At 73.6% G+C, this 24,948-nt stretch carries 17 protein-coding genes; 14 read left to right on the top strand and 3 right to left on the bottom strand.

Features of this window, described 5'->3' with window-relative positions:
- From GQS09_RS16325 to GQS09_RS16300, 6 genes are all read left to right on the top strand, one after another.
- Positions 1-2,951 (top strand): Rne/Rng family ribonuclease (locus tag GQS09_RS16325; protein WP_243761468.1); only part of this gene is annotated, 2,951 nt, incomplete at its 5' end.
- A 219-nt stretch (positions 2,952-3,170) separates the two neighbouring features.
- The gene (rplU, locus tag GQS09_RS16320) at positions 3,171-3,494 is read left to right on the top strand and encodes a 50S ribosomal protein L21 (RefSeq protein WP_165986818.1); all 324 of its coding nucleotides are present in this window, start codon (positions 3,171-3,173) and stop codon (positions 3,492-3,494) included.
- A gap of 14 nt (positions 3,495-3,508) precedes the next feature.
- Positions 3,509-3,766, top strand: coding sequence for a 50S ribosomal protein L27 (gene rpmA / locus GQS09_RS16315; RefSeq protein WP_165986810.1), 258 nt, complete (start codon positions 3,509-3,511; stop codon positions 3,764-3,766).
- Positions 3,767-3,973: 207 nt separating this feature from the next.
- Complete coding sequence (obgE, locus tag GQS09_RS16310) at positions 3,974-5,425, top strand: GTPase ObgE (protein WP_165986809.1); 1,452 nt, start codon at positions 3,974-3,976, stop codon at positions 5,423-5,425.
- Positions 5,426-5,766: 341 nt separating this feature from the next.
- Positions 5,767-7,290: a bifunctional cytidylyltransferase/SDR family oxidoreductase gene (locus GQS09_RS16305; protein WP_313896165.1), complete on the top strand. Its 1,524-nt coding sequence runs from the start codon at positions 5,767-5,769 to the stop codon at positions 7,288-7,290.
- 143 nt (positions 7,291-7,433) lie between these two features.
- Complete coding sequence (locus GQS09_RS16300) at positions 7,434-9,491, top strand: hypothetical protein (RefSeq protein WP_243761470.1); 2,058 nt, start codon at positions 7,434-7,436, stop codon at positions 9,489-9,491.
- Between the two features lie 206 nt (positions 9,492-9,697).
- Here the strand turns inward: GQS09_RS16300 and GQS09_RS16295 are convergent, their stop codons facing one another.
- The 3 genes from GQS09_RS16295 to GQS09_RS16285 all read right to left on the bottom strand — a co-directional run bounded on the left by GQS09_RS16295 (position 9,698) and on the right by GQS09_RS16285 (position 14,498).
- Positions 9,698-11,446, bottom strand: a complete 1,749-nt coding sequence (locus GQS09_RS16295; protein WP_165986807.1) for a glycosyltransferase family 2 protein — start codon at positions 11,444-11,446, stop codon at positions 9,698-9,700.
- A 42-nt stretch (positions 11,447-11,488) separates the two neighbouring features.
- On the bottom strand, positions 11,489-13,504 hold the full coding sequence (locus GQS09_RS29580) for a glycosyltransferase family 2 protein (RefSeq protein ID WP_243761467.1): 2,016 nt from the start codon (positions 13,502-13,504) through the stop codon (positions 11,489-11,491).
- 85 nt (positions 13,505-13,589) lie between these two features.
- A complete protein-coding gene (locus GQS09_RS16285) occupies positions 13,590-14,498 on the bottom strand; it encodes a hypothetical protein (protein WP_165986806.1) in 909 nt (302 codons plus the stop codon).
- Positions 14,499-14,657: 159 nt separating this feature from the next.
- Between GQS09_RS16285 and GQS09_RS16280 the strand changes: the two genes are divergently transcribed.
- The 8 genes from GQS09_RS16280 to GQS09_RS16245 all read left to right on the top strand — a co-directional run bounded on the left by GQS09_RS16280 (position 14,658) and on the right by GQS09_RS16245 (position 24,880).
- Positions 14,658-15,323, top strand: coding sequence for a hypothetical protein (locus GQS09_RS16280; protein WP_165986805.1), 666 nt, complete (start codon positions 14,658-14,660; stop codon positions 15,321-15,323).
- A 216-nt stretch (positions 15,324-15,539) separates the two neighbouring features.
- Positions 15,540-17,312 (top strand): stealth family protein, encoded by a 1,773-nt coding sequence (locus tag GQS09_RS16275; RefSeq protein ID WP_165986804.1) that lies wholly within the window; start codon positions 15,540-15,542, stop codon positions 17,310-17,312.
- A gap of 36 nt (positions 17,313-17,348) precedes the next feature.
- Positions 17,349-19,214, top strand: a complete 1,866-nt coding sequence (locus GQS09_RS16270) for a stealth family protein (protein WP_165986815.1) — start codon at positions 17,349-17,351, stop codon at positions 19,212-19,214.
- A gap of 56 nt (positions 19,215-19,270) precedes the next feature.
- Positions 19,271-20,368: a glutamate 5-kinase gene (proB, locus tag GQS09_RS16265; RefSeq protein WP_165986813.1), complete on the top strand. Its 1,098-nt coding sequence runs from the start codon at positions 19,271-19,273 to the stop codon at positions 20,366-20,368.
- A 235-nt stretch (positions 20,369-20,603) separates the two neighbouring features.
- Positions 20,604-21,020, top strand: coding sequence for a hypothetical protein (locus GQS09_RS16260; protein ID WP_313896164.1), 417 nt, complete (start codon positions 20,604-20,606; stop codon positions 21,018-21,020).
- 193 nt (positions 21,021-21,213) lie between these two features.
- The gene (locus tag GQS09_RS16255) at positions 21,214-22,533 is read left to right on the top strand and encodes a glutamate-5-semialdehyde dehydrogenase (protein ID WP_207957907.1); all 1,320 of its coding nucleotides are present in this window, start codon (positions 21,214-21,216) and stop codon (positions 22,531-22,533) included.
- Between the two features lie 49 nt (positions 22,534-22,582).
- Complete coding sequence (locus GQS09_RS16250; RefSeq protein WP_165986803.1) at positions 22,583-23,695, top strand: hypothetical protein; 1,113 nt, start codon at positions 22,583-22,585, stop codon at positions 23,693-23,695.
- Between the two features lie 132 nt (positions 23,696-23,827).
- Entirely contained in the window at positions 23,828-24,880 is a 1,053-nt protein-coding gene (locus GQS09_RS16245) for a hypothetical protein (protein ID WP_165986802.1), read from the top strand.
- Positions 24,881-24,948 lie beyond the last annotated feature (68 nt).

Here is a 24,948-nt window from a genome sequence, read left to right as displayed (position 1 = left end):
CGGGGCCCCGCGCTACGCGCGAAGCGGAGGCCGCCGAGGAGAGCGGGACCGGCACCCGGCGCACCCGCCGCCGTGCCGTCGCACCGCAGGTCCCGGCGTTCGCCGAGCCGGACACCGGCGAGGCCGGGAGCGAGCCGGCGGCCGCGCCGCCGATGGGAGGCCCGGTGGCCGGCCCGCCGGCCGCGTTGTTCCAGGCGCCCGTGTTCCAGGCGCCCATGTTCCAGACCCCGGAGCGGGCCGCCGAGGAGGCCGCGCTCGCCCGCGAGGAGGAGCCCGAGCCCGAGCCGGAGCCCGAGGCGGAGGAGGCCGAGGCCGGGGCCGGGGCCGAGCCGGAGGAGGGCGCCGGGCAGGCCGCCGAGGAGCCCGCGGAGCGCGGTGGCCGTCGCCGCCGCCGCGGTGGCCGCCGCCGTCGTCGCAGTGAGACCGCCGAGCGTGCCGCCGAGCGTTTTGCCGAGGAAGAGGCCCAGGCCGGGGCCGGGGCACGGGCCGCGGACGAAACCGCCGAGCGGGAGGAGGGCGCCGGGCAGGCCGCCGCGGAGGAGCCGGGGACCCCCGCGACCGGGGCGGCGGACGAGGGCGGCGAGGCCGACGAGGCCGACGAGGCCGACGAGGAGGCCGGCGGTTCCCGCCGCCGCCGTCGCCGTCGCCGCCGCCGCGGTGAGGCCGCCGCCGAGGGGGAGCCGTCCACGGACGACCCCGAGCGCACGGTGATCAAGGTCCGCGAACCCCGCCGCAAGGAGGAGGCCGCGGAAGCCCACGACGGGGTGCAGTCGATCAAGGGCTCCACCCGGCTGGAAGCCAAGAAGCAGCGCCGCCGGGAAGGCCGCGAGCAGGGCCGCCGCCGGGTCCCCATCCTCACCGAGGCGGAGTTCCTGGCCCGCCGCGAATCGGTGGAGCGGGTCATGGTGGTCCGCCAGAGCGGGGAGCGCACCCAGATCGGCGTGCTGGAGGACAGCGTCCTCGTCGAGCACTACGTCAACAAGGAGCAGGCGCACAGCTACGTCGGCAACGTCTACCTGGGCAAGGTGCAGAACGTCCTGCCGTCCATGGAGGCCGCGTTCGTGGACATCGGCAAGGGCCGCAACGCCGTGCTCTACGCCGGTGAGGTGAACTTCGAGGCGCTGGGCCTCTCCGGCGGCCCGCGCCGCATCGAGACCGCCCTGAAGTCCGGCCAGTCGGTGCTGGTGCAGGTCACCAAGGACCCGATGGGCCACAAGGGTGCCCGGCTGACCAGCCAGATCTCCCTGCCCGGCCGCTACCTGGTGTACGTGCCCGAGGGCTCGATGACGGGCATCAGCCGGAAGCTGCCGGACACCGAGCGGACCCGGCTGAAGCAGATTCTGAAGAAGATCGTGCCGGACAACGCGGGGGTGATCGTCCGTACCGCGGCCGAGGGCGCCAGCGAGGAGGAGCTGACCCGCGATGTCGCCCGGCTCCAGAAGCTGTGGGAGGACATCCGGAAGAAGGCCAGGAAGGGCAACGCGCCCAGCCTGCTCTACGGCGAGCCGGACATGACCGTCCGGGTGGTCCGGGACATCTTCAACGAGGACTTCTCCAAGGTCATCGTCAGCGGTGACACCGCCTGGGAGACCGTGCACGGCTATGTCTCGCAGGTCGCCCCGGACCTGGCCGACCGCCTGCAGCGCTGGACCTCGGAGGTGGACGTGTTCGCCACCTACCGGATCGACGAGCAGCTGATGAAGGCGCTGGACCGGAAGGTCTGGCTGCCCAGCGGCGGCTCCCTGGTGATCGACCGGACCGAGGCCATGGTGGTGATCGACGTCAACACCGGGCGCTTCACCGGCCAGGGCGGCAATCTGGAGGAGACGGTCACCAGGAACAACCTGGAGGCCGCCGAGGAGATCGTGCGCCAGCTCCGGCTGCGCGACCTGGGCGGCATCATCGTGATCGACTTCATCGACATGGTGCTGGAGTCCAACCGCGAACTGGTGCTGCGGCGGCTGCTGGAGTGCCTGGGCCGGGACCGCACCAAGCACCAGGTCGCCGAGGTGACCTCGCTGGGCCTGGTGCAGATGACCCGCAAGCGGGTGGGCCAGGGACTGCTGGAGTCCTTCTCCGAGCCGTGCGTGCACTGCAACGGCCGGGGCGTGATCGTCCACATGGACCAGCTGCATGCGGCACCGGCCGGCAAGAAGGCGCGGAAGAAGCAGCGCCAGGCCGAGCAGCGGGCCGCCGAGGAGGCCGCCGCCCAGGCCGCGGCGGAGGCCGCCGAGGAGGAGGCCGGCGCCGAGGAGGCGGTGGAGGAGGCCGAAGAGGCGCCCGAGGCGGCGGAGCCGGCACCGGTGGAGGCCGCTGCCGAGGAGGCGGCCGAAGCGGCGCTGGAGTTCGCCCCGGACGAGGAGCTGTACAGCAGTGTGGCCGAGGCGGAGGAGTCCATCCGCCGGGGCGGGCGCCGCCGGCGCCGGGTGACCCGCAAGGTGACCGCGCCGGCCGGGGCGCCGCGCGGCGGTGCGGAGGCGGCGGTGGTCGTGGTCACCCCCGAGCCGGTGCCCGAGGCCCGTCCGGAACCGGTGACCGGACCGGAGACCGAACCGGTGAGGGAACCGGAGGCCGGGCCGGAGACCGGGGCCGGGGAGGAGGCGCCGGAGCCGGCGGCACCGCGCCGCCGCCGGGTGGTGCGCCGGGTCTCGGCACCGGCCGCCGAGGAGCCCGCCGAGGAGCCCGCCGAGCCCGCCGAGCCCCCGGCCGAAGCCGGGGCGGAGGCGGAACCGGAGGAGCCGGAGGCGGCCCGCAAGGCGGCCAGGAGCACCGCCAAGAAGGCCGCCAAGAAGGCGGCGGCCAAGAAGACCGCGGCGAAGAAGACGGCCGCGAAGAAGACGGCGGCGAAGAAGACCGCGAAGAAGGCGGCGGCCAAGAAGAGCACGAAGAAGGCCACGGCAGCGGCCGAGCAGCAGGCCCTGCCCTCGGTCACCGCCTCCGCGGAGGACTGACCGCGCCGGTCGGTACGGCCCGGGGACCCGGGCCGTACCGACCGGGCCGATTTGACCTGGTCGGCAAGGCTTTCCTATTCTTGCCAGTCGGCGTGTTGCCACGCCTGGCTCCCGAGCAACTTCCTCCCGGCCGACGGGAGAGGGCGGGCCGCGCGGCCGGATTCCGGCCGGCCCAGTCTGGCATCGGTGGCCCCGTATCGAGACGAGAGAGAGTTCCGCGTGTACGCGATCGTGCGCACTGGCGGCCGCCAGCAGAAGGTTGCTGTCGGCGATGTCATCGAAGTCGACCGGATGGCCGGCAGCAAGACGGGCGACACCGTCGAGCTCTCCTGCCTGCTCGTGGTGGACGGCGAGACCGTCACCAGCGATCCGTGGGTGCTCGCCGGTGTGAAGGTCCGGGCCGAGGTCCTGGACCACACCAAGGGCGACAAGATCCGGATCCAGAAGTACAAGAACAAGACGGGCTACCGCAGGCGTCTCGGTCACCGTCAGCTCCACACGCAGCTCAAGGTCACGGACATTCCCGCTCCGGCCGCGAAGTAAGGGACTGAAGAGAAATGGCACACAAGAAGGGCGCGTCCTCCACCCGGAACGGCCGTGACTCCAACCCCCAGTTTCTGGGCGTGAAGCGCTTCGGCGGCCAGGTGGTGAACGCCGGCGAGATCCTGGTCCGCCAGCGCGGCACCCACTTCCACCCCGGCAAGGGTGTGGGCCGCGGCGGCGACGACACGCTGTTCGCGCTGCGCGCGGGTGTGGTCGAGTTCGGCCGGCTGCGGGACCGCAAGGTCGTCAACGTCGTCGTGACCGAGGGCTGAGCCCCACCCGGTCTCACCGGCGTTCCTCGCAGGTCGTCGAGGGCGGATGCGCGCGCGCATCCGCCCTCGACGCGTTGCGGCGCGCCGGGGCCCCGGGCGCGCCCCGGCTCCCCGGCCGGGAGAGGGTCCGGGAATCCCTCCCGCTTTCCGGTTGTTTCCGCTTTTCGTTTCGGTTTCCTTTTCGTCCCAGTGCCCTGGAGGCTCCTCATGACCACCTTCGTCGACCGCGTCGAACTGCATGTCGCCGCGGGCAACGGCGGTCACGGCTGTGCCTCGGTGCACCGGGAGAAGTTCAAGCCGCTGGGCGGGCCCAACGGCGGCAACGGCGGCCGGGGCGGTGATGTGGTCCTGGTCGTCGACCGCGACGTCACCACGCTGCTGGAGTACCACCACCGCCCGCACCGCCGGGCCGGCAACGGCCGCCCCGGCGAGGGCGACCACCGCACCGGCAAGGACGGCGAGAGCCTGGTGCTGCCGGTGCCGGACGGCACGGTCGTCACCGACCGGACGGGCACGGTGCTGGCCGACCTGGTCGGCGAGGGAACCCGCTATGTGGCGGCCCGCGGCGGGCGCGGCGGCCTGGGCAATGCGGCACTGGCCTCGCCGCGCCGCAAGGCGCCCGGTTTCGCCCTGCTGGGCGAGCCGGGCGAGCAGGGCGACATCGTCCTGGAGCTGAAGACCGTCGCGGATGTCGCCCTGGTCGGCTATCCCAGCGCCGGCAAGTCCTCGCTGATCTCGGTGCTCTCCGCCGCCCGCCCCAAGATCGCGGACTATCCGTTCACCACCCTGGTGCCCAATCTCGGCGTGGTCACCGCCGGGGAGACGGTCTACACCGTGGCGGACGTGCCCGGGCTGATTCCCGGGGCCAGCGAGGGGCGGGGGCTGGGGCTGGAGTTCCTGCGCCACGTGGAGCGCTGCAAGGTGCTGGTGCATGTGCTGGACTGCGCCACCCTGGAGACCGAGCGCGACCCGCTCACCGACCTGGAGGTGATCGAGGCCGAGCTGGACGCCTACGGCGGCGGCCTGAAGGACCGCCCCCGGGTGGTGGCGCTGAACAAGACCGACATTCCGGACGGCCAGGAGCTGGCCGACCTGGTGCGGCCCGGCCTGGAGGAGCGCGGCTACCGGGTGTTCGACGTCTCGGCGGTGTCCCGCAAGGGTCTGCGCGAGCTGTCCTTCGCGCTGGCCGGGATCGTCGCCGAGGCGCGCGCGGCGCAGCCGAAGCGGGAGGCCACCCGGATCGTGATCCGCCCGCAGGCGGTGGACGACGCCGGCTTCACCGTGACCCGCGAGGGGGAGGGGATGTTCCGGGTGCGGGGCAGCAAGCCGGAGCGCTGGGTGCGGCAGACCGACTTCACCAACAACGAGGCCGTGGGCTATCTGGCCGACCGGCTGAACCGGCTGGGCGTGGAGGACGAGCTGTTCCGGCTCGGTGCCCGGGAGGGCGACGGCGTGGCGATCGGCCCGGAGGACAACGCCGTGGTGTTCGACTGGGAGCCGTCGATCAGCACCGGGGCGGAGATGCTGGGCCGGCGTGGCGAGGATCACCGTCTGGACCAGCTCCGGCCGGCCGTCCAGCGCCGCCGCGACCGGGAGGCGGAGCGCGAGGAGACCGGGACCGCATACCGCGATGCGGCCGACCCGTTCACCGGGCCCTAGGTTCCGGCCCCCGCCGGCGGCCACCACGCGCAGAGGCGTTGCGGGCGGGGGTTCCGGACGGCCGGCGGGCCGGAGCGGGCCGCCGCACCGACCGCGGGCGTGGTGAGGATCACTCTCCTGGGACGGGTGTGGCATTGCGCCCTCCGCGGGGAGGGGATCGCCGGTCCGGGCCCGGAGACCGCGCGATTCCACCGCATTTGCCTGTGCGTCGCCTGGTGTTCGTCTTTTGGTGTCACAAGTCAGTAACGGAAACCAACGGTTCACCTTCCGTACGAGTCAGCGTTTCTGCGGGGTTACTCTTTCCCCTGCGCACGTGTATCGATCCGGAACCGGCAGGAGCGGTGTTGTCCAACCAGACCAGCGGAACTCGCCCACACACCACGGCGGTCGTGCTAGCGGGCGGTACCGGCCAGCGAGTGGGGCTGTCGATACCGAAACAGCTCATAAAGATCGCTGGTAAGGCAGTCATCGAGCACACCTTGAGCATCTTCGAGGCGGCCGAGGACATCGACGATGTCCTGGTGCTGATGGCTCCTGGATATGTGCCGGACGTGGAAAAGATCATCGCCAGAGCCGGGTTTGCCAAGGTGTCCGGAGTGCTGGAGGGCGGCGCCACCCGGAACGAGACCACCGAGCGGGCCATCGCAGCGCTCAGCGAGGGACTGGCCGAGGGGGAGGAGCGCAACATCCTCTTCCACGACGCGGTCCGTCCGCTGCTCTCCCAGCGGGTGATCAAGGACTGCGTCGCCGCTCTGGACCGGTACCACGCGGTGGATGTGGCCATCCCCTCCGCGGACACCATCATCGTCACCCGCACCCACGGCGATGAGGGCGAATTCATCACGGACGTGCCGGACCGCTCCCGGCTCCGCCGTGGCCAGACGCCGCAGGCCTTCCGCCTCTCCACCATCCGCCGCGCCTACGAGATCGCCTCCGCCGACCCGAACTTCCAGGCCACCGACGACTGCACCGTGGTGCTGAAGTACCTGCCGCACGTGCCGATCCACGTGGTGCACGGTGACGAGTGGAACATGAAGGTCACCCAGCCCGTCGACGTGTACATCGCGGACAAGCTCTTCCAGCTCGCCTCCACCGCCGCCCCCCAGCAGTCCTCCGAGGAGGACTACCGGGAGCGGCTCGCCGGCCGGACCATGGTGGTCTTCGGCGGCTCCTACGGCATCGGCAAGGACATCGCCGACATGGCCGAGCGCTACGGCGCCACCGTGTACGCCCTGGGCCGGTCCACCACCGGCACCCATGTGGAGAACCCCGAGCACGTCGACGACGCCCTCTCCACCGCCTACGCCGAGACCGGCCGCATCGACTACGTGGTCAACACCGCCGGCGTGCTCCGCATCGGCAAGCTCGCCGAGACCGACAACGCCACCATCGACGAGGCCCTCCGGGTCAACTACCTGGCACCGGTCCAGATCGCCCGCGCCGCCCACAAGTACCTCGTCGAGACCGGCGGCCAGCTCCTGCTCTACACCTCCAGCAGCTACACCCGCGGACGGGCCGAATACAGCCTGTACTCCTCCACCAAGGCCGCCATGGTGAACCTGACCCAGGCGCTGGCCGACGAGTGGGCCGCCGACGGCGTCCGGGTGAACTGCGTCAACCCCGAGCGCACCGCCACCCCCATGCGCACCAGAGCCTTCGGCCAGGAGCCGGCCGGCACCCTGCTGTCCTCCGAGGCGGTGGCCCGCACCTCGCTCGATGTCCTGCTCTCCCCGCTGACCGGGCACGTCATCGACGTCCGCCAGCAGGATCCCACTGCCGGAGCGAGCAGCGCCGGGGGCTTCGAGCACGCCCTGGCCGCGGCCCTCGCCGCCGAGTCCGGCGAAGCCGCCGAGGAGGCCGTGTGACCGCCCCGGAAGAGTCGGCACCGGACGCACCACCCGCCGAGGTGCCGTCCGCCGATCTCCCCCCGCTTCCGCTGAGGACGTGGCAGGCCTTCGCCGCCGCCACGGGCGTCCGGTCGGGCGCCGAGGCGGCCGCCGCCGTGCTGATGTGGCTCAGCTACCCGCTGCTGCTGGTCGCCGCCGTGCTGCCCAGCCTGCCCGCCTTCCTCGCGGCGGCCGTGCTGAGCTACGGCTCCGACCACTACCTGCACCGTGCCGGCGCCCCGCTGCTGGCCCGCATGGCCAAGGCGCGGGCCGGCCTGTCGATCCGTTTCCTGGCCCGCCAGATGCTGGTCCTCCTGCTGCTCCTGCGCATGGATCTGCCCGGCGCCAATGAGGAGGTGCTGCGGGCCGCGGTGATCGGTTTCGTGGTGTTCTACGGAATCCAGGTGCCGCACGCCGGGCTGATCATGGCGCTGCGCCGCAAGCGCCGGCTGCCGATAGCCACCCGCAACATCGACATGTCCGCGCTGGGCGTGCCGGACGGCGCCCCGCGCTGGCTGACCCGCCGGGCCTCCGAGAAGATCCTCCACACCGAGCTGGCCATGCTCGCCAGCCTGCTGGCCGCCGCCGCGACCCGGGAGCCGCGGTACGCCTACGCGGGCGCCGTGGTCACCCTGGGTCTGGCCTTCCTCTATCTGCTGGTCCTGCTGCCCTTCCTGCGTCCGTCCAGACTCGCCCCCTCCGACGAGCGCACCCTGGAGTGGTTCGACGAGTGGCTGCGGGAGCACCGGCCCACGGTGGCCCTCTACTTCTCCGGCTCCCGTGATTCCGCCTACCAGGTCAACATGTGGCTGGACACCATGGAGCAGCTCGCCCGCCGCGGGCACCGGCCGATCGTGATCCTGCGGGAGCGCTACATGCTGCCGCTGCTGGCCACCACCACGGTTCCGGTGCTGTGCGTGCCGCGCGCGGTGGACCTGATGAACATGGACGTCTCCTCGCTGCGGGTCGGCCTCTACCCGGCGAACGTCGGCAAGAACCTGCACCTGCTCAGGGTGCCGACCATGAAGCACGTCTTCATAGGGCACGGGGACAGCGACAAGATCGCCAGCATCAACCCGTACGCCAAGGCGTACGACGAGGTCTGGGCCGCCGGCCGGGCCGGCCGGGACCGCTACGCGCTGGCCGACGTGGGCGTGCGGGACGAGGACATCGTCGAGGTCGGGCGCCCGCAGCTGGCGCCCGTGCGGCCCGCCGAGGCGGTGCCCGACGGACGCATACCCACCGTCCTCTACGCCCCCACCTGGGAGGGCTGGACCGACGACCCCGGCAACACCTCGCTGATCGCCGCCGGCGAGCAGATCGTCACCCGCCTGCTGGCCGCCGATCCGCCGGTCCGCCTCCTCTACAAGCCGCATCCGTTCACCGGCATCCGCAGCCCTCAGGCCCGTGCCGCACACCAGCGGATCGTCGCGCTCATCGAGGAGGCCACGGCGCGCCGCGCCGCGGAGCCGCGCTGGGCCGACGAGGCCCGACGCGCCGCCGCGGACCGGGCCCGGGCACAGGCCACGCTGCGGTCGATCGAAAAGACCCGCGCGAAGGAGGCGGTCGAGGACCCCTACGACTTCTGGACCGATGCCGTGGTCTCGCGCGACGGGCAGACCCCGCCGGACATCGCGGCGGCTGAGGAGCGGCAGCGTGCCGAGTGGAACGAGGCCTTCTGGCGCTCCTTCGGCTGGTGGGAGCACCGCGTGGTGACCGGGGCCGAGCCGCGGCTGTTCGACTGCTTCAACGAGGCGCACGCCCTCGTCTCGGACATCTCCAGCGTGGTTTCCGACTTCATTGCCAGCGGCAAGCCCTACGCGGTCACCGACTCCGCCGGTCTGGGCGCGGAAGAGTTCAAGCGGCAGAACACCGCGGTGCGCGCCGCGGTGATCCTGGACAACGAGGCCCGGGGAATCGACATCCTGCTCGCCGCGGTGCGGGAGCCGGAGAAGGACCCGCTGGCCGAGGCCCGCCAGGAACTGAAGGAGTACCTGCTGGGCCCGGACGAGCCGCCCTCGATCGACCGGTTCGGCGCCGCCGTGCACGCGCTGGCGGCCAAGGCCGAGGCGCGGAACCAGGCCCAGGCCCAGGCGCAGCTCCAGGCCACGGTGCCGCACCAGCGGGATGCGCGGAACGAGGACGCCCGGAACGGAGTCGGCACCCGCGGCGCCGTCTGACCGGGGGCCGGCGGAGCCGGCACCGGGAGGGGCCCGCACCACGGAAGACGGTGCGGGCCCCTCCCGGTGCCGGCTCCGCCGCGCGGGAGACCGCCGGGTGCGGGCCTCGCGCGCGGGACGCGTTCACCGCCGCGGGCGGCCCATCCTGCGCAGCACCGCCCGCNCGCGGGAGACCGCCGGGTGCGGGCCTCGCGCGCGGGACGCGTTCACCGCCGCGGGCGGCCCATCCTGCGCAGCACCGCCCGCAGCGGGCGCACCCGGTCGATCCGCAGCCGCAGGCCCGGGCCCCGGCCGTGCGGCACCGCGTACTGCAGGCGTCCGCCCCGGCGCCAGCGCGTGCCCTCGGCGAGGACGGTGCGGGGCAGCGGGTACTGTGCCCCCGGAACTCCGGTCAGCGCCACCGAAAGCTGCCAGACACCCGGCCCGGGCAGCGGAAGCCCGGCCACCAGGCCGCGGCCGTCGGCCGCACCGTCGTCCTGGTCCAGCGGTGCCCGCACCGGTTCCGGCGCCCCGCCGCCCGGTCCGCCGGGCCCGTCCACCGGCGCTGCCAGGATGTCCAGCCCGGGGCCGGCCCGGCGGGTGCGGCGGGCCCGGAGCCGGAGCACCGGCGGCCGGGAACGGGTCCACTCGGCCTGCCACGAGCCGGCGTCGACAAAGGTCCTGGGCGTGACCTCGTCGGTGATGTCGAAGGCGCTGTCCGGCAGGCCGAGCGCGGGCACCCGGAAGAACGGGTAACGTGCGTAGACCCGCCCGCCGTCCACGGTCACCCGGGACGGCACGAAGCCGTTGCCGGACGGCGGGCGGCGCTCGCCGAGTTCGCGGGGCGCCTCGTCCAGGTACTGCAGCACGGTTGTCAGCTCGCCCGGCAGGCCGCGGCGCACCAGCTCGTACTGGAGCCGGACGATGGCGGGCAGTCCCCGTACGGCGCCCTCGCTGTGCCAGTCGCCGATGGTCCTGCGCAGCACCTCGAACTGCTCCGCGCGCACTGCCTCGTCGCGCTCCCGGTGCAGCCAGCCCAGGGCGCGGGCGAACTCCAGCTGCAGATGCCGGTTCAGCAGCACGTCGCGCTGTCCGCCCGGGGGGACGAGCCGTCCCACCAGCGGGAGCATCTCGGTGAGGATGCGCACCCGGGGTTCGGCGCCGCCGGTGGACTTGGTGGTGTTGCCGCCGTCGTCCCGGTTGACCCAGTAGATGCAGTCGTAGGAGGACAGCACCGAGATCCCGTCCGCGCGGATCATCGCCTCACCGACGAACGGCTGGTCCTCGCCCGTCTTCATGTCGGTCCTGAAGCGCAGGCCGTGGCGCGCGATCAGCTCGCGGCGGAAGAGCTTCATCGGGTTCAGCGTCCGGTAGACGCGGGAGGAGAAGACGTCGGTCCGGGGCTGGTCGGAGCGGAACATGGACTGCGGCGCCTTGCGCCCGCCGGTGCCGACCATCTTGCCCAGCACCACGTCGGTGCCGTTCTCCTCGGCCATGGCGACCATGCGTTCCAGGGCTTCCGGCCCCAGGTAGTCGTCGGCGTCCAGGAAGAACAGGTAGCGGCCGCGGGCCAGCTCGATGCCGGCGTTGCGCGGCGCCGCCGGGCCCCCGGAGTTCGGCTGGTGCGCCACCCGGATGATGTCCGGATGGCGACGGGCGAAGCGGTCCAGTTCCTCGCCGGTGCCGTCGGTGGAACCGTCGTCGACGGCGATCAGTTCGATTCTGTCGTGCCCGAGGCTCTGATCGAGTACCGACTGGACACAGCGGGTGAGGTAGGGCATGGCGTTGTAGGCGCCGATGACCACACTGACGCTGGGCTCGGNGGTGCCGTCGGTGGAACCGTCGTCGACGGCGATCAGTTCGATTCTGTCGTGCCCGAGGCTCTGATCGAGTACCGACTGGACACAGCGGGTGAGGTAGGGCATGGCGTTGTAGGCGCCGATGACCACACTGACGCTGGGCTCGGTGAGGGGCATCGCGGCATTCTCCTGTGGCGGGGCCCGCGCTCGGCTCGGTCCTCAGCGGCCGAGCCGACGGCGCAGACCGGCGGTGAGGGCGATCCGCCCGACGCGCACGGTGAGCACACCGCGGCGGCTGAGCGGCTTGGCGTACCAGGGCAGGCCGCCCCGCAGCCAGCGCACCGCCGGCGGTACGGAGGGGGCCTTGACGGGGATCTCCGCGTAGTGCCCGTCCCGCTCCGTGCGCAGCGCGACCGTCCATTCCCCGGGGGTGTCCAGGGTCAGCCGGCCGGTGAAGGACGAACCCGCCGGGTCGGCGCCGCCGTCGCCGGTGCCGGGCGTGACCGGGGCGGAGCGCACCGCGCCCCGGGTGTCGGCGGCCCGCAGGAGGACGGTTTCCGGGGACAGGCCGGGCGGCAGGGTGCCGGCCACCTCCAGGGTGGCCGTGGCCCCGGCGCGCCAGCCGACCGCGTCGACCGTGCTGCCGGCCAGCGCGGGGCGGGGGCAGGGCCGGGGCGGGTTGGCACTCAGTACGACCGACGCCTGACCGGACAGCCGGACCTCGCTGCCCTTGAGGTGGGCGGCGGTGGCCCGGGGGGCCTCGGGCAGTTCGGCGGTGACGTCGAAGAGGCGGTCCGGCAGCGGCAGCGCGGGATCGCGGAAGTACGGGAACCCCGCGTAGGCCCGGCCCTTCTCCACGGTGAGCCCGGCGGGCATCAGGCTGAGCCAGCCGGCCCCTCCGGGCCGGCCCAGTTCGGCCAGCCGCTCGCGCACGTACTGGTGGACCGCCATCANCAGCGCGGGATCGCGGAAGTACGGGAACCCCGCGTAGGCCCGGCCCTTCTCCACGGTGAGCCCGGCGGGCATCAGGCTGAGCCAGCCGGCCCCTCCGGGCCGGCCCAGTTCGGCCAGCCGCTCGCGCACGTACTGGTGGACCGCCATCAGTTCGTCGAACCGGCCGATGCGCAGCAAGTGGTAGCGCACCCGGACCACGGCGGGAATCCGCTCCATCAGGTTCTCGCTGTGGTACTCGTTGACCAGATCCCGCAGCTCGGTGAGGAACTTCTCCCGCCGGACCGGGTCCGCATCCCGGTGGATGTGCTGCAGGGCGTAGTGCAGTTCCTGGGTGAGATGCCGGTTCAGCAGCACGTCGCGCTGTCCGCCCGGGGGGACGAGCCGTCCCACCAGCGGGAGCATCTCGGTGAGGATGCGCACCCGGGGTTCGGCGCCGCCGGTGGACTTGGTGGTGTTGCCGCCGTCGTCGCGGTTGACCCAGTAGATGCAGTCGTAGGAGGACAGCACCGAGATCCCGTTGGCGTGCAGATAGGCCTGCGCGACGAAGACCTGGTCCTCGCCGACCTTCATGTCGGTCTTGAAGCGCAGGCCGTGGCGCACCACCAGCTCACGGCGGAAGAGCTTCATCGGGTTCAGCGTCCAGTAGACGCGGGAGGAGAAGACGTCGGTCCGGGGCTGGTCGGAGCGGAACATGGACTGCGGCGCCCCGCGTCCCCCGACGCCGACCATCTTGCCCAGCACCACGTCGGTGCCGTTCTCCTCGGCCATGGCGACCATGCGTTCCAGGGCTTCCGGCCCCAGGTAGTCGTCGGCGTCCAGGAAGAACAGGTAGCGGCCGCGGGCCAGCTCGATGCCGGCGTTGCGCGGCGCCGCCGGGCCCCCGGNGCCGACCATCTTGCCCAGCACCACGTCGGTGCCGTTCTCCTCGGCCATGGCGACCATGCGTTCCAGGGCTTCCGGCCCCAGGTAGTCGTCGGCGTCCAGGAAGAACAGGTAGCGGCCGCGGGCCAGCTCGATGCCGGCGTTGCGCGGCGCCGCCGGGCCCCCGGAGTTCGGCTGGTGCACCGCCCGGATCAGCTCCGGGTGCTCGGCGGCCAGCCGGTCCAGTTCCTCGCCGGTGCCGTCGGTGGAACCGTCGTCGACGACCACGACCTCCAGCCGGTCCCGGCCGATGCTCTGCTCCAGCACCGAGGTGACGCACCGGGTGAAGTAGGGCATGGCGTTGTAGGCCCCGATGATCACGGAGACCACGGGGGTGCCGCGCTCGCTGCGCTCAGTCATGACGTGTTCCGCTCTGTTCTGTTCCGCTCACCGCCGCTGCCCCCGGCCCGTGTGGCGGCCGTGCGCGGGTACGGCGGCGCAAGGGTCAGCCCGCCACCCGTCGGCGCAGGCCCTGCAGGACGTTCACCCGGTCCACGCGCACCGCCAGACCCGCGCCCTTGCGGTGGTACGGCTTGGCGTACCAGGGAGTGAGCGCGCGCCGCCAGCGGCGGGTGGCCGGCTTGGAGGAGGCCGGCAGCGGATGTTCGGTGACCTCGCCGTCCCGCCGCACGCACAGCACGATCTGCCAGTCGCCGCCGCCCTCCAGCGGGAGGCGGGCGGTCAGGGTCCTGTCCCGTACGGAGGCGGTGGCGGAGATCCGCCGGCCGCTGGTGCGTTCCACCGCCTCGTAGGACACCGCATCGGGGTCCGCCGGGGCCCGGGTGGTGAGTTCGAGAGTGGCGGGGGCGTCCCGGAGCCACCGGACGCCGGTGCCGCGGACCAGTACGGGCCCGGGGTGCGCGACGCCGCCGATGTCCAGGGAGTAGCCGCCGTCCTCCGGCGCGAAGAAGCCCGTCACCACCGTCTGGGTCCGGCCGGCGGCGACGGTGTGGGTCAGCGGCTCGGTGGGGGCGCCGGAGCCCCGCTCCGTCCCGATCCGCACGGTGGCGGTCTCCTCCGCGGTCTCGACGGTCAGCCACAGGTCCCACAGGCCGTCCGGCAGCGGGGAGCCGTCGGCGAGCTCGGCCGGGTTGAGCAGGATGTCGAAGCCGGAGTCCGGACAGGGAACGCCGCCGTCCTCGGTGACGAGGCCGGGGGTGGCGGTCCTGCTGACCGAGAACCGGTACTCCCGGGAACCGTCCCGGTCCCGTACCGCCGCCTGGAACCCGGGGCGGTCGTTGGAACGACCGTCGAGGTAGGCGTGGCCGCTCACCCGGAGGGCGTTCTTGACCGGCTCCACCGAGGTGACCAGGTGGCGTACGACCGGCCGGGCGGAGGTGACGGGAAGGTTCATCGAAGGTTTCTCCAGGGCAAGGCTGCGGTGACAGGAGCCTGTCGCGCTTGTAGAGGATACGTTGCGGCCAGGAGCCGTTCGTACGGTGGGATGCCAGTACGATATACGGCTGGCCGGTGGGCAGCGTCCGGTCACAGCAACACCACAGAGGATGGGACGATGGCGGACACTGAGCTGGCAACGTGGAACTGGCGCTCGGAGACGAGTGGCAAGACCAACTTCGGGGACGAACTCGGCCCCCTGATCCTGGAGCGCCTCGGCCACCGCGTCCGTCTGGTGGCTCTTGAGGACGCGGAGATCGTCACGATCGGTTCCGTGCTGCGGGCGGTGTGCGAGCGGGCGAAGGACGGGCTGATCGTCTGGGGCACCGGCCTGACCAAGGAGTCCGACCTGCCGAAGCGCGATTTCCGCGTGCACGCGGTGCGCGGCCGCCGCTCCGCCGCCGCCCTCGGCGTGGACGTCCCGCTCGGCGATCCCGGTCTGCTGGTCTCCCGGCTGTGGAAGCGGCCCCCGGTGCGGCACCGGGTCGGCTTCGTGCCGCACTACCTCGACCACCGCGGGTTCGGCTGGGCCGACAAGATCATCGACGTGTCCAAGCCGGTGGACGAGGTGCTCGCGGACATCGGTTCCTGCGCGGCCATCGCCACCTCCTCGCTGCACGGCCTGATCGTCGCCCAGTCCTGGGACATCCCGGTCATGCGCATCCCGCACGGCAAGGTCCCCGGCGGTGACTTCAAGTGGTCCGACCACATCACCGCCATGGACCGGCCCCTCGCGCAGGTGCAGGACGATCTGCTGACCGCGCTGGAGAAGGCGCTCGCCTGATCCCGCGCGTCCCGCCCCCCCCCGCCGGAGTGACCGGACCGGTCCGATGGAGTGACATCACGGCGAGTCGGTCGTTCCTGATGGCATGAGGCTTTCCGAGGGACGGGACGCCGAGCCGCGACACCGTGATCACCGGGGCAGCCGCGGTTCCCCGCGGCGCTCCACGGCGCCTTTCCGCCACCCGTCCCCCGGCCGGGCGGCAGGAAGGGAACGACAGTGACGGTACGTGCAGCGGTCAGGCGCCTGGCTCCGCGGGCCATCCGGAAGGGCACCGACCAGGTGTGGCGGCTCCGCACCACCCGGCGGCGGCTGGTCCGGCGCCGGGCGGCGGCGGCCGACCCCCGGATGCGCCGGATCGTGGTCGGCGGCCAGGAGCTGTACGGGCTGGCCGTCGACCGCTTCTCCTCGGCCGAGGCCGCCGGCACCAATCTGGGCATCGTGCTCTCCGCCCTGGAACGCGCCGGGGCCGCATCCTTCCTGGTGCCCGGCATGAACCGGCTGCGCCACACGGTCGGCGTGCACCTGGCCGACCGGGATCGGTTCTTCGACGCCCTGCAGGCGGCCCCGGCCGCCGACGGCCCGGTCTTCGTCGCGCAGCCCCGGTTCGGCGGGCGGCTCCAGCGTCCGGCGCTGTGCCTGGACGGCAGACTGCCGGTGCCGCTGCGCTCCGCCCCCGTGGTCCGGGTGGGGGTGCTGTACCTGGGGCCGGGCGGGCAACTGCTGGGCGGGCCGGAACTCGGCTGCGACGTGGAGTTCTGGTCCGACGGCGCGGACCTGCTGGCCGGGCCGCAGGGGGAACGGGAGCTGGCCCGGGTCCAGCCGCAGGCGTCCCGGGAGATCTTCGCGGAGGCCCTGGTGGCGCCGCGCCGCAACCGGATCGCCGATGTGCTGCCGTCCGCCGAGCAGACCCCCGCGGTGGTCCGGGCCGGCGGCCGGGACGTCACCACGTTCGCCCCGTTCACCGTGCCGACCGTGGACCAGGTCACNGCCGGCGGCCGGGACGTCACCACGTTCGCCCCGTTCACCGTGCCGACCGTGGACCAGGTCACCTTCCCGGTGGACGTCGTCTACACCTGGGTGGACGGCAACGAGCCCGGGATGCGCGCCAAGCGCGCCCGCTACCAGGGGCGGGGCACGGCGGACATCCTGGACAAGGAGATCAACGAATCCCGCTACACCAGCCACGACGAGCTGCGCTACTCGCTGCGCTCGCTGCACATGTACGCGGGCTTCGTGCGGCACATCTACCTGGTCACCGACGGCCAGCGGCCCGCCTGGCTGGACGAGGACGCCGCGGGCATCACCGTTGTCGACCACCGGGAGATCTTCCCCGGCGGGACGCTTCCGGTGTTCAACTCGCATGCGATCGAGACCCGGCTGCACCACATCCCCGGCCTGTCCGACCACTACCTCTACTTCAACGACGACGTCTTCGTCGGCCGGCCGGTGCTGCCCGAGCACTTCTTCCTGGGCAGCGGTGTGATGAAGGTCCCGGTCTCCCCGCTGAAGATCGGCGCCGGCAAGCCGCACGCCGAGGAGACCGCCACCAACTCGGCCAGCAAGAACGTCCGCCGGCTGCTGCTGGACCGGTTCGGCCGGCTGACCACCAACAACTTCATGCACACCCCGCTGCCCCAGCAGCGCGCCACCCTGGCCGAGCTGGAGGAGATGTTCCCGGAGGAGATCCGGCGCACCACCGCCTCGCGGTTCCGCTCGCCGCAGGACGTGGCCCTGACCTCCCCGCTGCTCTACCAGTACGCGCTGCTCACCGGGCGCGGCGTGCCCGGCCGGTTCTCCTTCCGGTACGTCAACATCAGCCGCGAGGACGCCGGGCAGCGGCTGGACGACCTGCTGAGCGGCCGGCGCTACGACTTCTTCTGCCTCAACGACGTGGACGTCCCGCCGGACCGGCGGGAGGAGGTGACCGCCCGGGTGGCCGCCTTCCTGGCGGACTACTTCCCCTGCCCCAGCCCCTACGAGAAGGCCTGAGCCGGCCCGCCGCCGAGCGCCCCGCCCGTGCCACCCATGCCGCACCACCTCACCGACCGTGTCCGCCGGCTGCCGCTCTCCCGGGCCCTGGGCCGGCTGCGGCGGCTGCTCACCACCCTGTGGTGGCGGCTGCCCCTCCCGGCCGCCGGCCCGCTGCAGCCGTCCGTCCGCCGCCGGCGCCGGGCCCTGTGCGCGGCCGATCCGCTGATCCGCCCCGTCACCGCCGGCCGGTCCCGGCTGTGCGGCCGGGTGGTGGACCGCTGGTCCGCCGCCGGGGCCGCCGCCGAGGATCTCGCCCTGCTCACCGGGCTGCTGGAGCAGGCCGCCGTCCCCTGTTTCCTGGTCCCCGGCGAGGCACCCGAGCGGCATGTGCTCGGCGTGGAGGAATGCCACCGGCGCGCGCTGCTGGAGGCGCTCGCGGACGGCCTGCGGCACGGCTGCGCCTATGCGGCGCGGGTCGAGCACGGCACGGTCCGCCGCGCCGTGCTCTGGGCGGACGGCCGCCTGCCCCGCTCCCTGCGGCGGGCCCCGGTGCTGCGCGTGGGCGTGGTCCGGCTGGCCCCCGGCGGCCGGCCGGTGCCCCTGGACCCGCTGCTCACCGGCTGCGAGATCGAGTTCTGGCGGCGCGGCACGGACCTCGGCGGCCGGGCCGGGAACGACAGGCTGTGGCTGACCGTGCCCGGCCGCCAGCTGGGCGAGGTCTTCGACGAGGCGCTCGCCGCCCCGCGCCGCAACCGGGTGGCCGAGGTGGTGCCGGCGGAGGCGCAGAAACCGGCCCGGGTGCGCGTCCGCGGCCGGGAGACCACCACCTTTCCCGCCTTCGCCCAGCCCCGGGTGGAGGAGGCACGCTTCCCGGTGGACGTCGTCTACACCTGGGTGGACGGCGACGATCCCGCGCTGGCCGCCCGCCGCAGCGCCTACCGGGCGGACGGGTGCCGCGGCACCATCGCGGGCCGGGAGACCGGTGCCTCCCGGTACACCAGCCATGACGAACTGCGCTACTCGCTGCGCTCGCTCGCCATGTACGCGGGGTTCGTCCGGCACGTGTACCTGGTCACCGACCAGCAGGTGCCGTGCTGGCTGGACCGCGACGCCCCGGGCCTGACCGTGGTCGACCACCGGGAGATCCTGCCCGGCTCGGCACTGCCCGTCTTCAACTCGCACGCCATCGAGAGCCGGCTGCACCACATCCCCGGCCTGGCCGACCACTACCTGTACTTCAACGACGACGTCTTCCTCAACCGCCCGGTCACCGCGGAGCACTTCTTCCACGGCAGCGGGCTGGCCCGCATCCCGCTCTCGCCCTACAAGATCGGACTGGGCCTGCCGCGTCCGGAGGAGCCGGCCCCCAACTCCGCCGGGAAGAACGTGCGGGAGCTGCTGCTGCGCACCCACGGCCGGCTGATCTGCTCCAAGTGCCTGCACACCCCGCACCCGCAGCTCAGGCCGGTGATAAGGGAGATCGAACGGGAGAGCGGTGCGGAGCTGGCCCGCACCACGCACAGCCGGTTCCGCGCCACCACCGACCTGGCCCCGGCGGCCACCCTGCACCACCACTGGGCGCTGCTGACCGGGCGCGGCGTGCCGGGGGAGTACAAGTTCCGCTACCTCGACGTCAGCCGCCCCGGCCTGGGCGGCCGGCTGGCCCGGCTGTGCCGGGAGGACGTCGACTTCTTCTGCCTCAACGACGTGGACACCCCGCCGGCCGCCCGCCCCGCCATCCGCGCCGCCATCCAGCGCTTCCTCACCACCGCCTACCCGTTCCCCAGCCCCTACGAGCTTCCGGCCACCCCCGCGCACCGGCGGACCGGCCCCTCGCCCGGGAGCGCCGGGAGCGGGTCCGCAGGGCGGAATCCGGGTGAGGCGGCCGGCGGGGCTGGCGTAGATTGGTCTGGTCCGTGAGGGCTGCTCGGCTGGCTGAACAGGGGAAAGACGCAGTGTCTGGCGTACGGCAGGACGTGGTGGACGCCCGCAGGGTCGTCGTCAAGATCGGCTCCTCATCGCTGACCACGGCGGCCGGCGGGCTGGACGCCGACCGGGTGGACGCCCTGGTCGATGTGCTGGCCAAGCACGAGGACCGGGAGATCGTGCTGGTCAGCTCGGGCGCCATCGCCGCCGGGCTGGCACCGCTGGGCCTGGTGCGGCGGCCCACCGACCTGGCCCGGCAGCAGGCCGCGGCCAGCGTGGGCCAGGGCCTGCTGCTGGCCCGCTACACCGCCTCCTTCGCCCGCTACGGCCGCAGGGTCGGGCAGGTGCTGCTGACCACCTACGACACCAGCCACCGGGTGCACTTCCGCAACGCGCGGCGGACCCTGGAGCAGCTGCTGGCCATGGGCGCGGTGCCGGTGGTCAACGAGAACGACGCGGTGGCCACCGACGAGATCCGGTTCGGCGACAACGACCGGCTGGCCGCACTGGTCGCCCACGTCGTCCGGGCCGATCTGCTGGTGCTGCTGTCCGACGTGGACGGGCTGTACGACGGCGATCCGCGGCGGCCGGGGGCGCGGCGGCTGGAGACGGTCGGCGGCCCGGAGGACCTGGCGGGCGTGGAACTGGGCAGCGCCGGACGGGCCGGTGTCGGCACCGGCGGCATGGTCACCAAGGTGGAGGCCGCCCGGATCGCCACCGGGGACGGCATCCCGGCGGTGCTCACCTCCGCGGTGCATGCCGCCGACGCACTGGCCGGCCGCCCCACCGGGACGTACTTCCGGGCCACCGGCCCGCGCTCGGCCGGCCGCCTGCTGTGGCTGGCGCACGCCTCCTCGCCGCGCGGCGGGGTCACCCTGGACCCCGGCGCGGTCAAGGCCATCACCGAGGGCGGCGGCTCCCTGCTGCCCGCCGGAATCACCGCGGTGGACGGCGACTTCGCGGCGGGCGAGCCGATCGAGCTGCGCGACGAGACGGGACGCACCGTGGCCCGCGGACTCGTCAATTTCGACGCCCGGGAGATTCCCCTGCTGATCGGCCGTTCGACCCGGGAACTGGCCCGGGAGCTCGGCCCGGACTACGAACGCGAAGTGGTGCACCGCGACGACCTCGTGCTGATGCGGGCGTGACCCGGCCCGGCGCGGCACGGGACCGGACCGTGCCCGGTGCCGGCGCCGCCGGACAAACGGCACATCGGCGGGTATCCGGACGCGCAGCGGAGCATCCGATCCACGGAAGGTTGCGGAAACGGCCACATCTCCTGCTGGGAGATGGCAGCGTGGATGCGGGCCCGTGGGAGGAGAGCGGGCGGTGCCGTGTGCGCACCGGAAAGCACCACAACAGCACCAGGTCAGGAGGCCGCCGGTGAGACGACTGGCCAGTGTCGAGGGGGGCCAGGGGTCCCGGTTCGGGGAGGAGAGCGGAAGCGCCGGACGCGAGGAGTCCCGGTTGTGGCACGTCACGCTCAGCGTCGCCGGCACGGAGACGCCGCTCCAGGATGTGCGCCGAGCCCTGGAGCAGCTCGCCCACGACCACCCCTTCCTGCTCACCAGCCGCTATGCCGCCGACCACGCCGAGATTCGCTACTGGGAAGAGGCCCGCGATCTGCGGGACGCCGCGGCGGTGGCGCTGCGGCTGTGGGGAGAGCACCGGCGGACGGCACAGCTTCCGCCGTGGGAGATCGTCGGCCTGGAGGTGATCGGCCGGGAGACCTACCACCAGCGGCTGGCCGAGGGCTACGGGGCGCCGCCGGCCGTCCCGGTGGGCGTGCATCCCTTCTGAGCGGCACCGGGGCGAGCGCTCCGCGGCTCCCCCGCCGTCCGGCGGGGGCGCTTGTGCGAGCGCCGGGCGGGTGCCGGGCGGGCGACGGCCGCGGGGCTGCGGGCTGCGGGCTTCGGGCTGCGGGCGGTGGGGCGGTGCTCGGGATGCGGACCATGGGCCGGTGTGCCCTGCCGCGGCATTACCCTTGGCGGGCATGAGCCGTAGTGAGGTTTCCGCCGAGCCCGCCGTGTCCGCCTCCGCCACCGAGCCGGCCGAGTCGCCGGTGCTCGCGACCGCCCGCCGGGCGCGGGTGGCCGCCACCGAGCTGGCCCCGCTGCCGCGCACCGCCCGGGACAGCGCCCTGCTGGCCATCGCCGACGCGCTGCTCGCCCGCACCGCGGAGATCGTCGAGGCCAACGCCCGGGACATCGAGCGGGCCCGTGCCGCCGGCACCCCGGACGCCATCGTGGACCGCCTCACCCTCACCCCGGAGCGGGTCGCCGCCATCGCCTCGGACGTGCGTGACGTCGTCGGTCTGCCCGATCCGGTGGGCGAGGTGGTGCGCGGTTCCACCCTGCCCAACGGGCTGGAGCTGCGCCAGGTCCGGGTGCCGCTGGGTGTGGTGGGCATCATCTACGAGGCCCGCCCCAATGTCACCGTGGACGCCGCCGCCCTGTGCCTGAAGTCGGGCAACGCGGTGCTGCTGCGCGGCTCCTCCTCGGCCTACGCCTCCAACACCGCCCTGGTCGCCGTGGTGCGGGACGCGGTGGCCGCGGCCGGTCTGCCGGCCGATGCGGTGCAGCTGGTGCCCGGCGAGAGCCGCGAGTCGGTGCGCGAGCTGATGCGTGCCCGCGGCCTGGTGGACGTGCTCATCCCGCGCGGCGGCGCCTCGCTGATCCAGACCGTGGTCAACGAGTCGACCGTGCCGGTGATCGAGACCGGTGTCGGCAACGTCCACGTCTATGTGGACGAGCTCGCCGACCTCGACATGGCGGTGGAGATCCTGGTCAACTCCAAGGCCCAGCGGCCCAGCGTGTGCAACGCCGCCGAGACGGTCCTGGTCCACCAGGGCATCGCCGAGGCGTTCCTGCCCCGCGCGCTGGCCGCACTGGCCGAGGCCGGCGTCACCGTGCACGGCGACGAGAGCTGGCAGAAGGCCGGCGCCGCCACCGGGGCCGAGGTGCTCCCCGTGACCGACGAGGACTGGGCGACGGAGTATCTGAGCTACGACATCGCGGCCGGCGTGGTGCCGGACCTGGACGCCGCGGTGGCGCACATCCGCCGCTGGTCCTCCGGCCACACCGAGGCCATCGTCACCCGGGACGCCGCCGCGGCCCGCCGCTTCGTCTCCCGGGTGGACTCCACGGCCGTGATGGTGAACGCCTCCACCCGCTTCACCGACGGCGGCCAGTTCGGCTTCGGCGCGGAGATCGGCATCTCCACCCAGAAGCTGCACGCGCGCGGCCCCATGGGCCTGCCCGAACTGACCTCCACCAAGTACGTGGTCACCGGAGACGGCCACACCCGGGGGTGATTTCCCGTCGGCCCTCCCGTCCGGCACGCGATCGGCCTAGTCTGGTGGCGTGCCGGAGGAGGTGGGGGGCCAGCCGTTCCCGGACGGCGAGCGGCCCGACGACCACGACCACGACCATGACCACGGGGCAGCGGACGACGCATTCGCCGCCGTGGTGTTCGACGAGGCTTTCGTGGCGGCGGCAGCCGTTCGGGAACCCAGTGCCGCCGAGCGGATAGCCAGGGCGGTGCTGGACCGGGCGGCCGAGGAGGCCGCCGCCGCCGAGGGCGCGGCCGAGGCCGAGGAGCGGGCCGGGCAGCCCGGTTTCTTTCTCGATCCGCCGCCCGGCCCCGGCGATGCCGCAGATCCCACGGTGTTCCGCCCGCTGGACGGCACCGGCCAGGGCCGCGGGGACGGCGATCCGGACGGCCTGCTGGACAGCGGCCCGGGTTCCTGGTTCCCCGACGCGGATCTCGACGGCCTGGGACTGCGCGACACCGCCCCCGGCATCGCCGGGCCCTACGACCGCCCCGACTACGCCCGCTACCTGCCGGATCTGCCGGACGACCCCGGTGCCCTGGCGGGCGTGGTCTCCGACGCCATGGCGGGCGGCGGACACGGCGAGCGGGGTGTCCCCGGCGGCCGGCGCCCGGCAGGCAGTCCGCCGCCCGGTCGCAGGCCGGCCCGCTGGCAGCGTCCGGTGGCCTGCGTGCTGGCCGTGATGATGGGCCTGAGCATGATCGCCATCGCGCTGATCGCGGTGCAGCGGGCCGGGGCTTGGCAGCGCGGCGTGCCCACTCCGGTGCCGCCGCCCAGCAGCGAGCCCGGCGGTTCCGGCTCCACCACCGGCACCGCCGAGGAGGCCGCCGCCTCCGGAAACCGCCCGCGTGACGCCACCGGGTCCTCCGGCGGCACGGACGGGGCGGACGGCACGGACGGCACGGCGGGCGGGGACGGCGGGCAGCGGGACGGGACGCACGAGGCCGAGGCCCGCAGCCCGGCCGGCGCCGATGGCGTGGCCCCGGGCAGCACCGGCCAGGAGGGCACGGAGCACGAGGGAGACGCCGCCGGCCAGCAGTCCGGCAGCCCCGGCGGAATGGCGGACGCGGCCGGGACCGAGGCCGCCGCCGAGAACGGGACGGAGATCGTGGCGAACGGCCTCGGGCCGTTCCCCACGCCCTGAGCAGGGCCGGCCGGAGCCACCGGGCACGCCGCGCCGTGCGCCCCGGCGGATCTCCGTGCGGCCGTGCGATCCGCCGTGGACCGGGCAGGACGAGGACTGTCACCCCTCCCGATCCGCGCCTACGCTGGAAGGGTGGCCGGACGTGCGGAACCTCCGGAGGGTTTTCCGGGCGACCTCTCAGGAGGCGAGGAAGAGTTTCGATCGACCGTCTTCGACGAGTCGTTCGTCAAGGCTGCGCAGCTGGAGGAGTACTCGGCGCAGCAGCGCATCGAGGACCACACCTCACCCGTCCGGCGGCGCGACCCCGGCCCGGTCGGATCTCTGTTCGCCTCGCTGCCCAAGCAGGGCCTGGCGCTTGCCGTGATCATCCTGGTGGCCCTGGCCACCGCCGTCTACCTGGGCAACTCCATGCCCTACAGCGGGCGGCCGGCCGGCTCCGCGCCGCCGGCGCAGATCAGCGTGGTGCCGCTGGCCCCGGACGGCTCCGTGCCGGGGGGCGAGCCGGACGAGCTCTACTCCGGCTCGGCCGCGGCGGACTTCGGCAGCGGCGCGGCCGGCCTGGACCTGCCCGAGGCGCGCGCCACCGAGAACTACAGCCAGGGCCAGGTGGCGGACGCCCTGGCGCTGGCCAAGGAGTATGTGGTGGCCAGCGGCATCACCCCGGAGGTGCTGACCGGCGCCACCGCCCTCCCGGTGCGTGCCCTGCTCCGGCCCGAGCAGCAGCGCCGGCTCGACCGCAGTCTGGCCGGCGGCACCGGCGAGGCGCCCGCCACCGGCTGGCTGGTGCGCTTCGACACCTCCGAGGCGGAGCCGGCCGACGCGCCGGTCCGGGTGGACGGCGTGTTCTCGGTGACCGAGGCGGACGGCGCGCTGGAGGTGTCCACCACACACGTGCTGGTCTACGCGCTGCGTCCGGCGGCCGACCCGCAGGCGCCCGCCTCGCTGTTCTTTGTGCGCCGAGAGCTGCGGATGTCCTTCACCGACGAGGATCTGCGCGGCCGGACCACGGTGCTGCTCGGCTCGCGGGTGCTGGCCGGGCCCGCGGACTGCACGGGCTCGTCGGCGCGCAGTCTGCGCCCGCTGCTGGCCGGGGAGTCCGGTCCCGGGCCGGGGGAGCGGCACACGGACCTGTTCGACCTGACCGGCGAGGCCCGCCTGTGCGGCGGGACCCTGGGGACGGGCTGACCCCTGGGCCCGCACCCGCCGGGCGCGGCGGCGGGCGGCCGGCCCCGGCATTCCGGGACCGGCCGCCC

The organism is Streptomyces sp. YIM 98790 (assembly GCF_011421595.1).
In the GTDB taxonomy this organism is placed as follows: Bacteria; Actinomycetota; Actinomycetes; order Streptomycetales; family Streptomycetaceae; genus Streptomyces.
The sequence above is the reverse complement of the archived record's forward strand: the minus strand, read 5'-3'. Positions and strand labels throughout refer to the sequence as shown.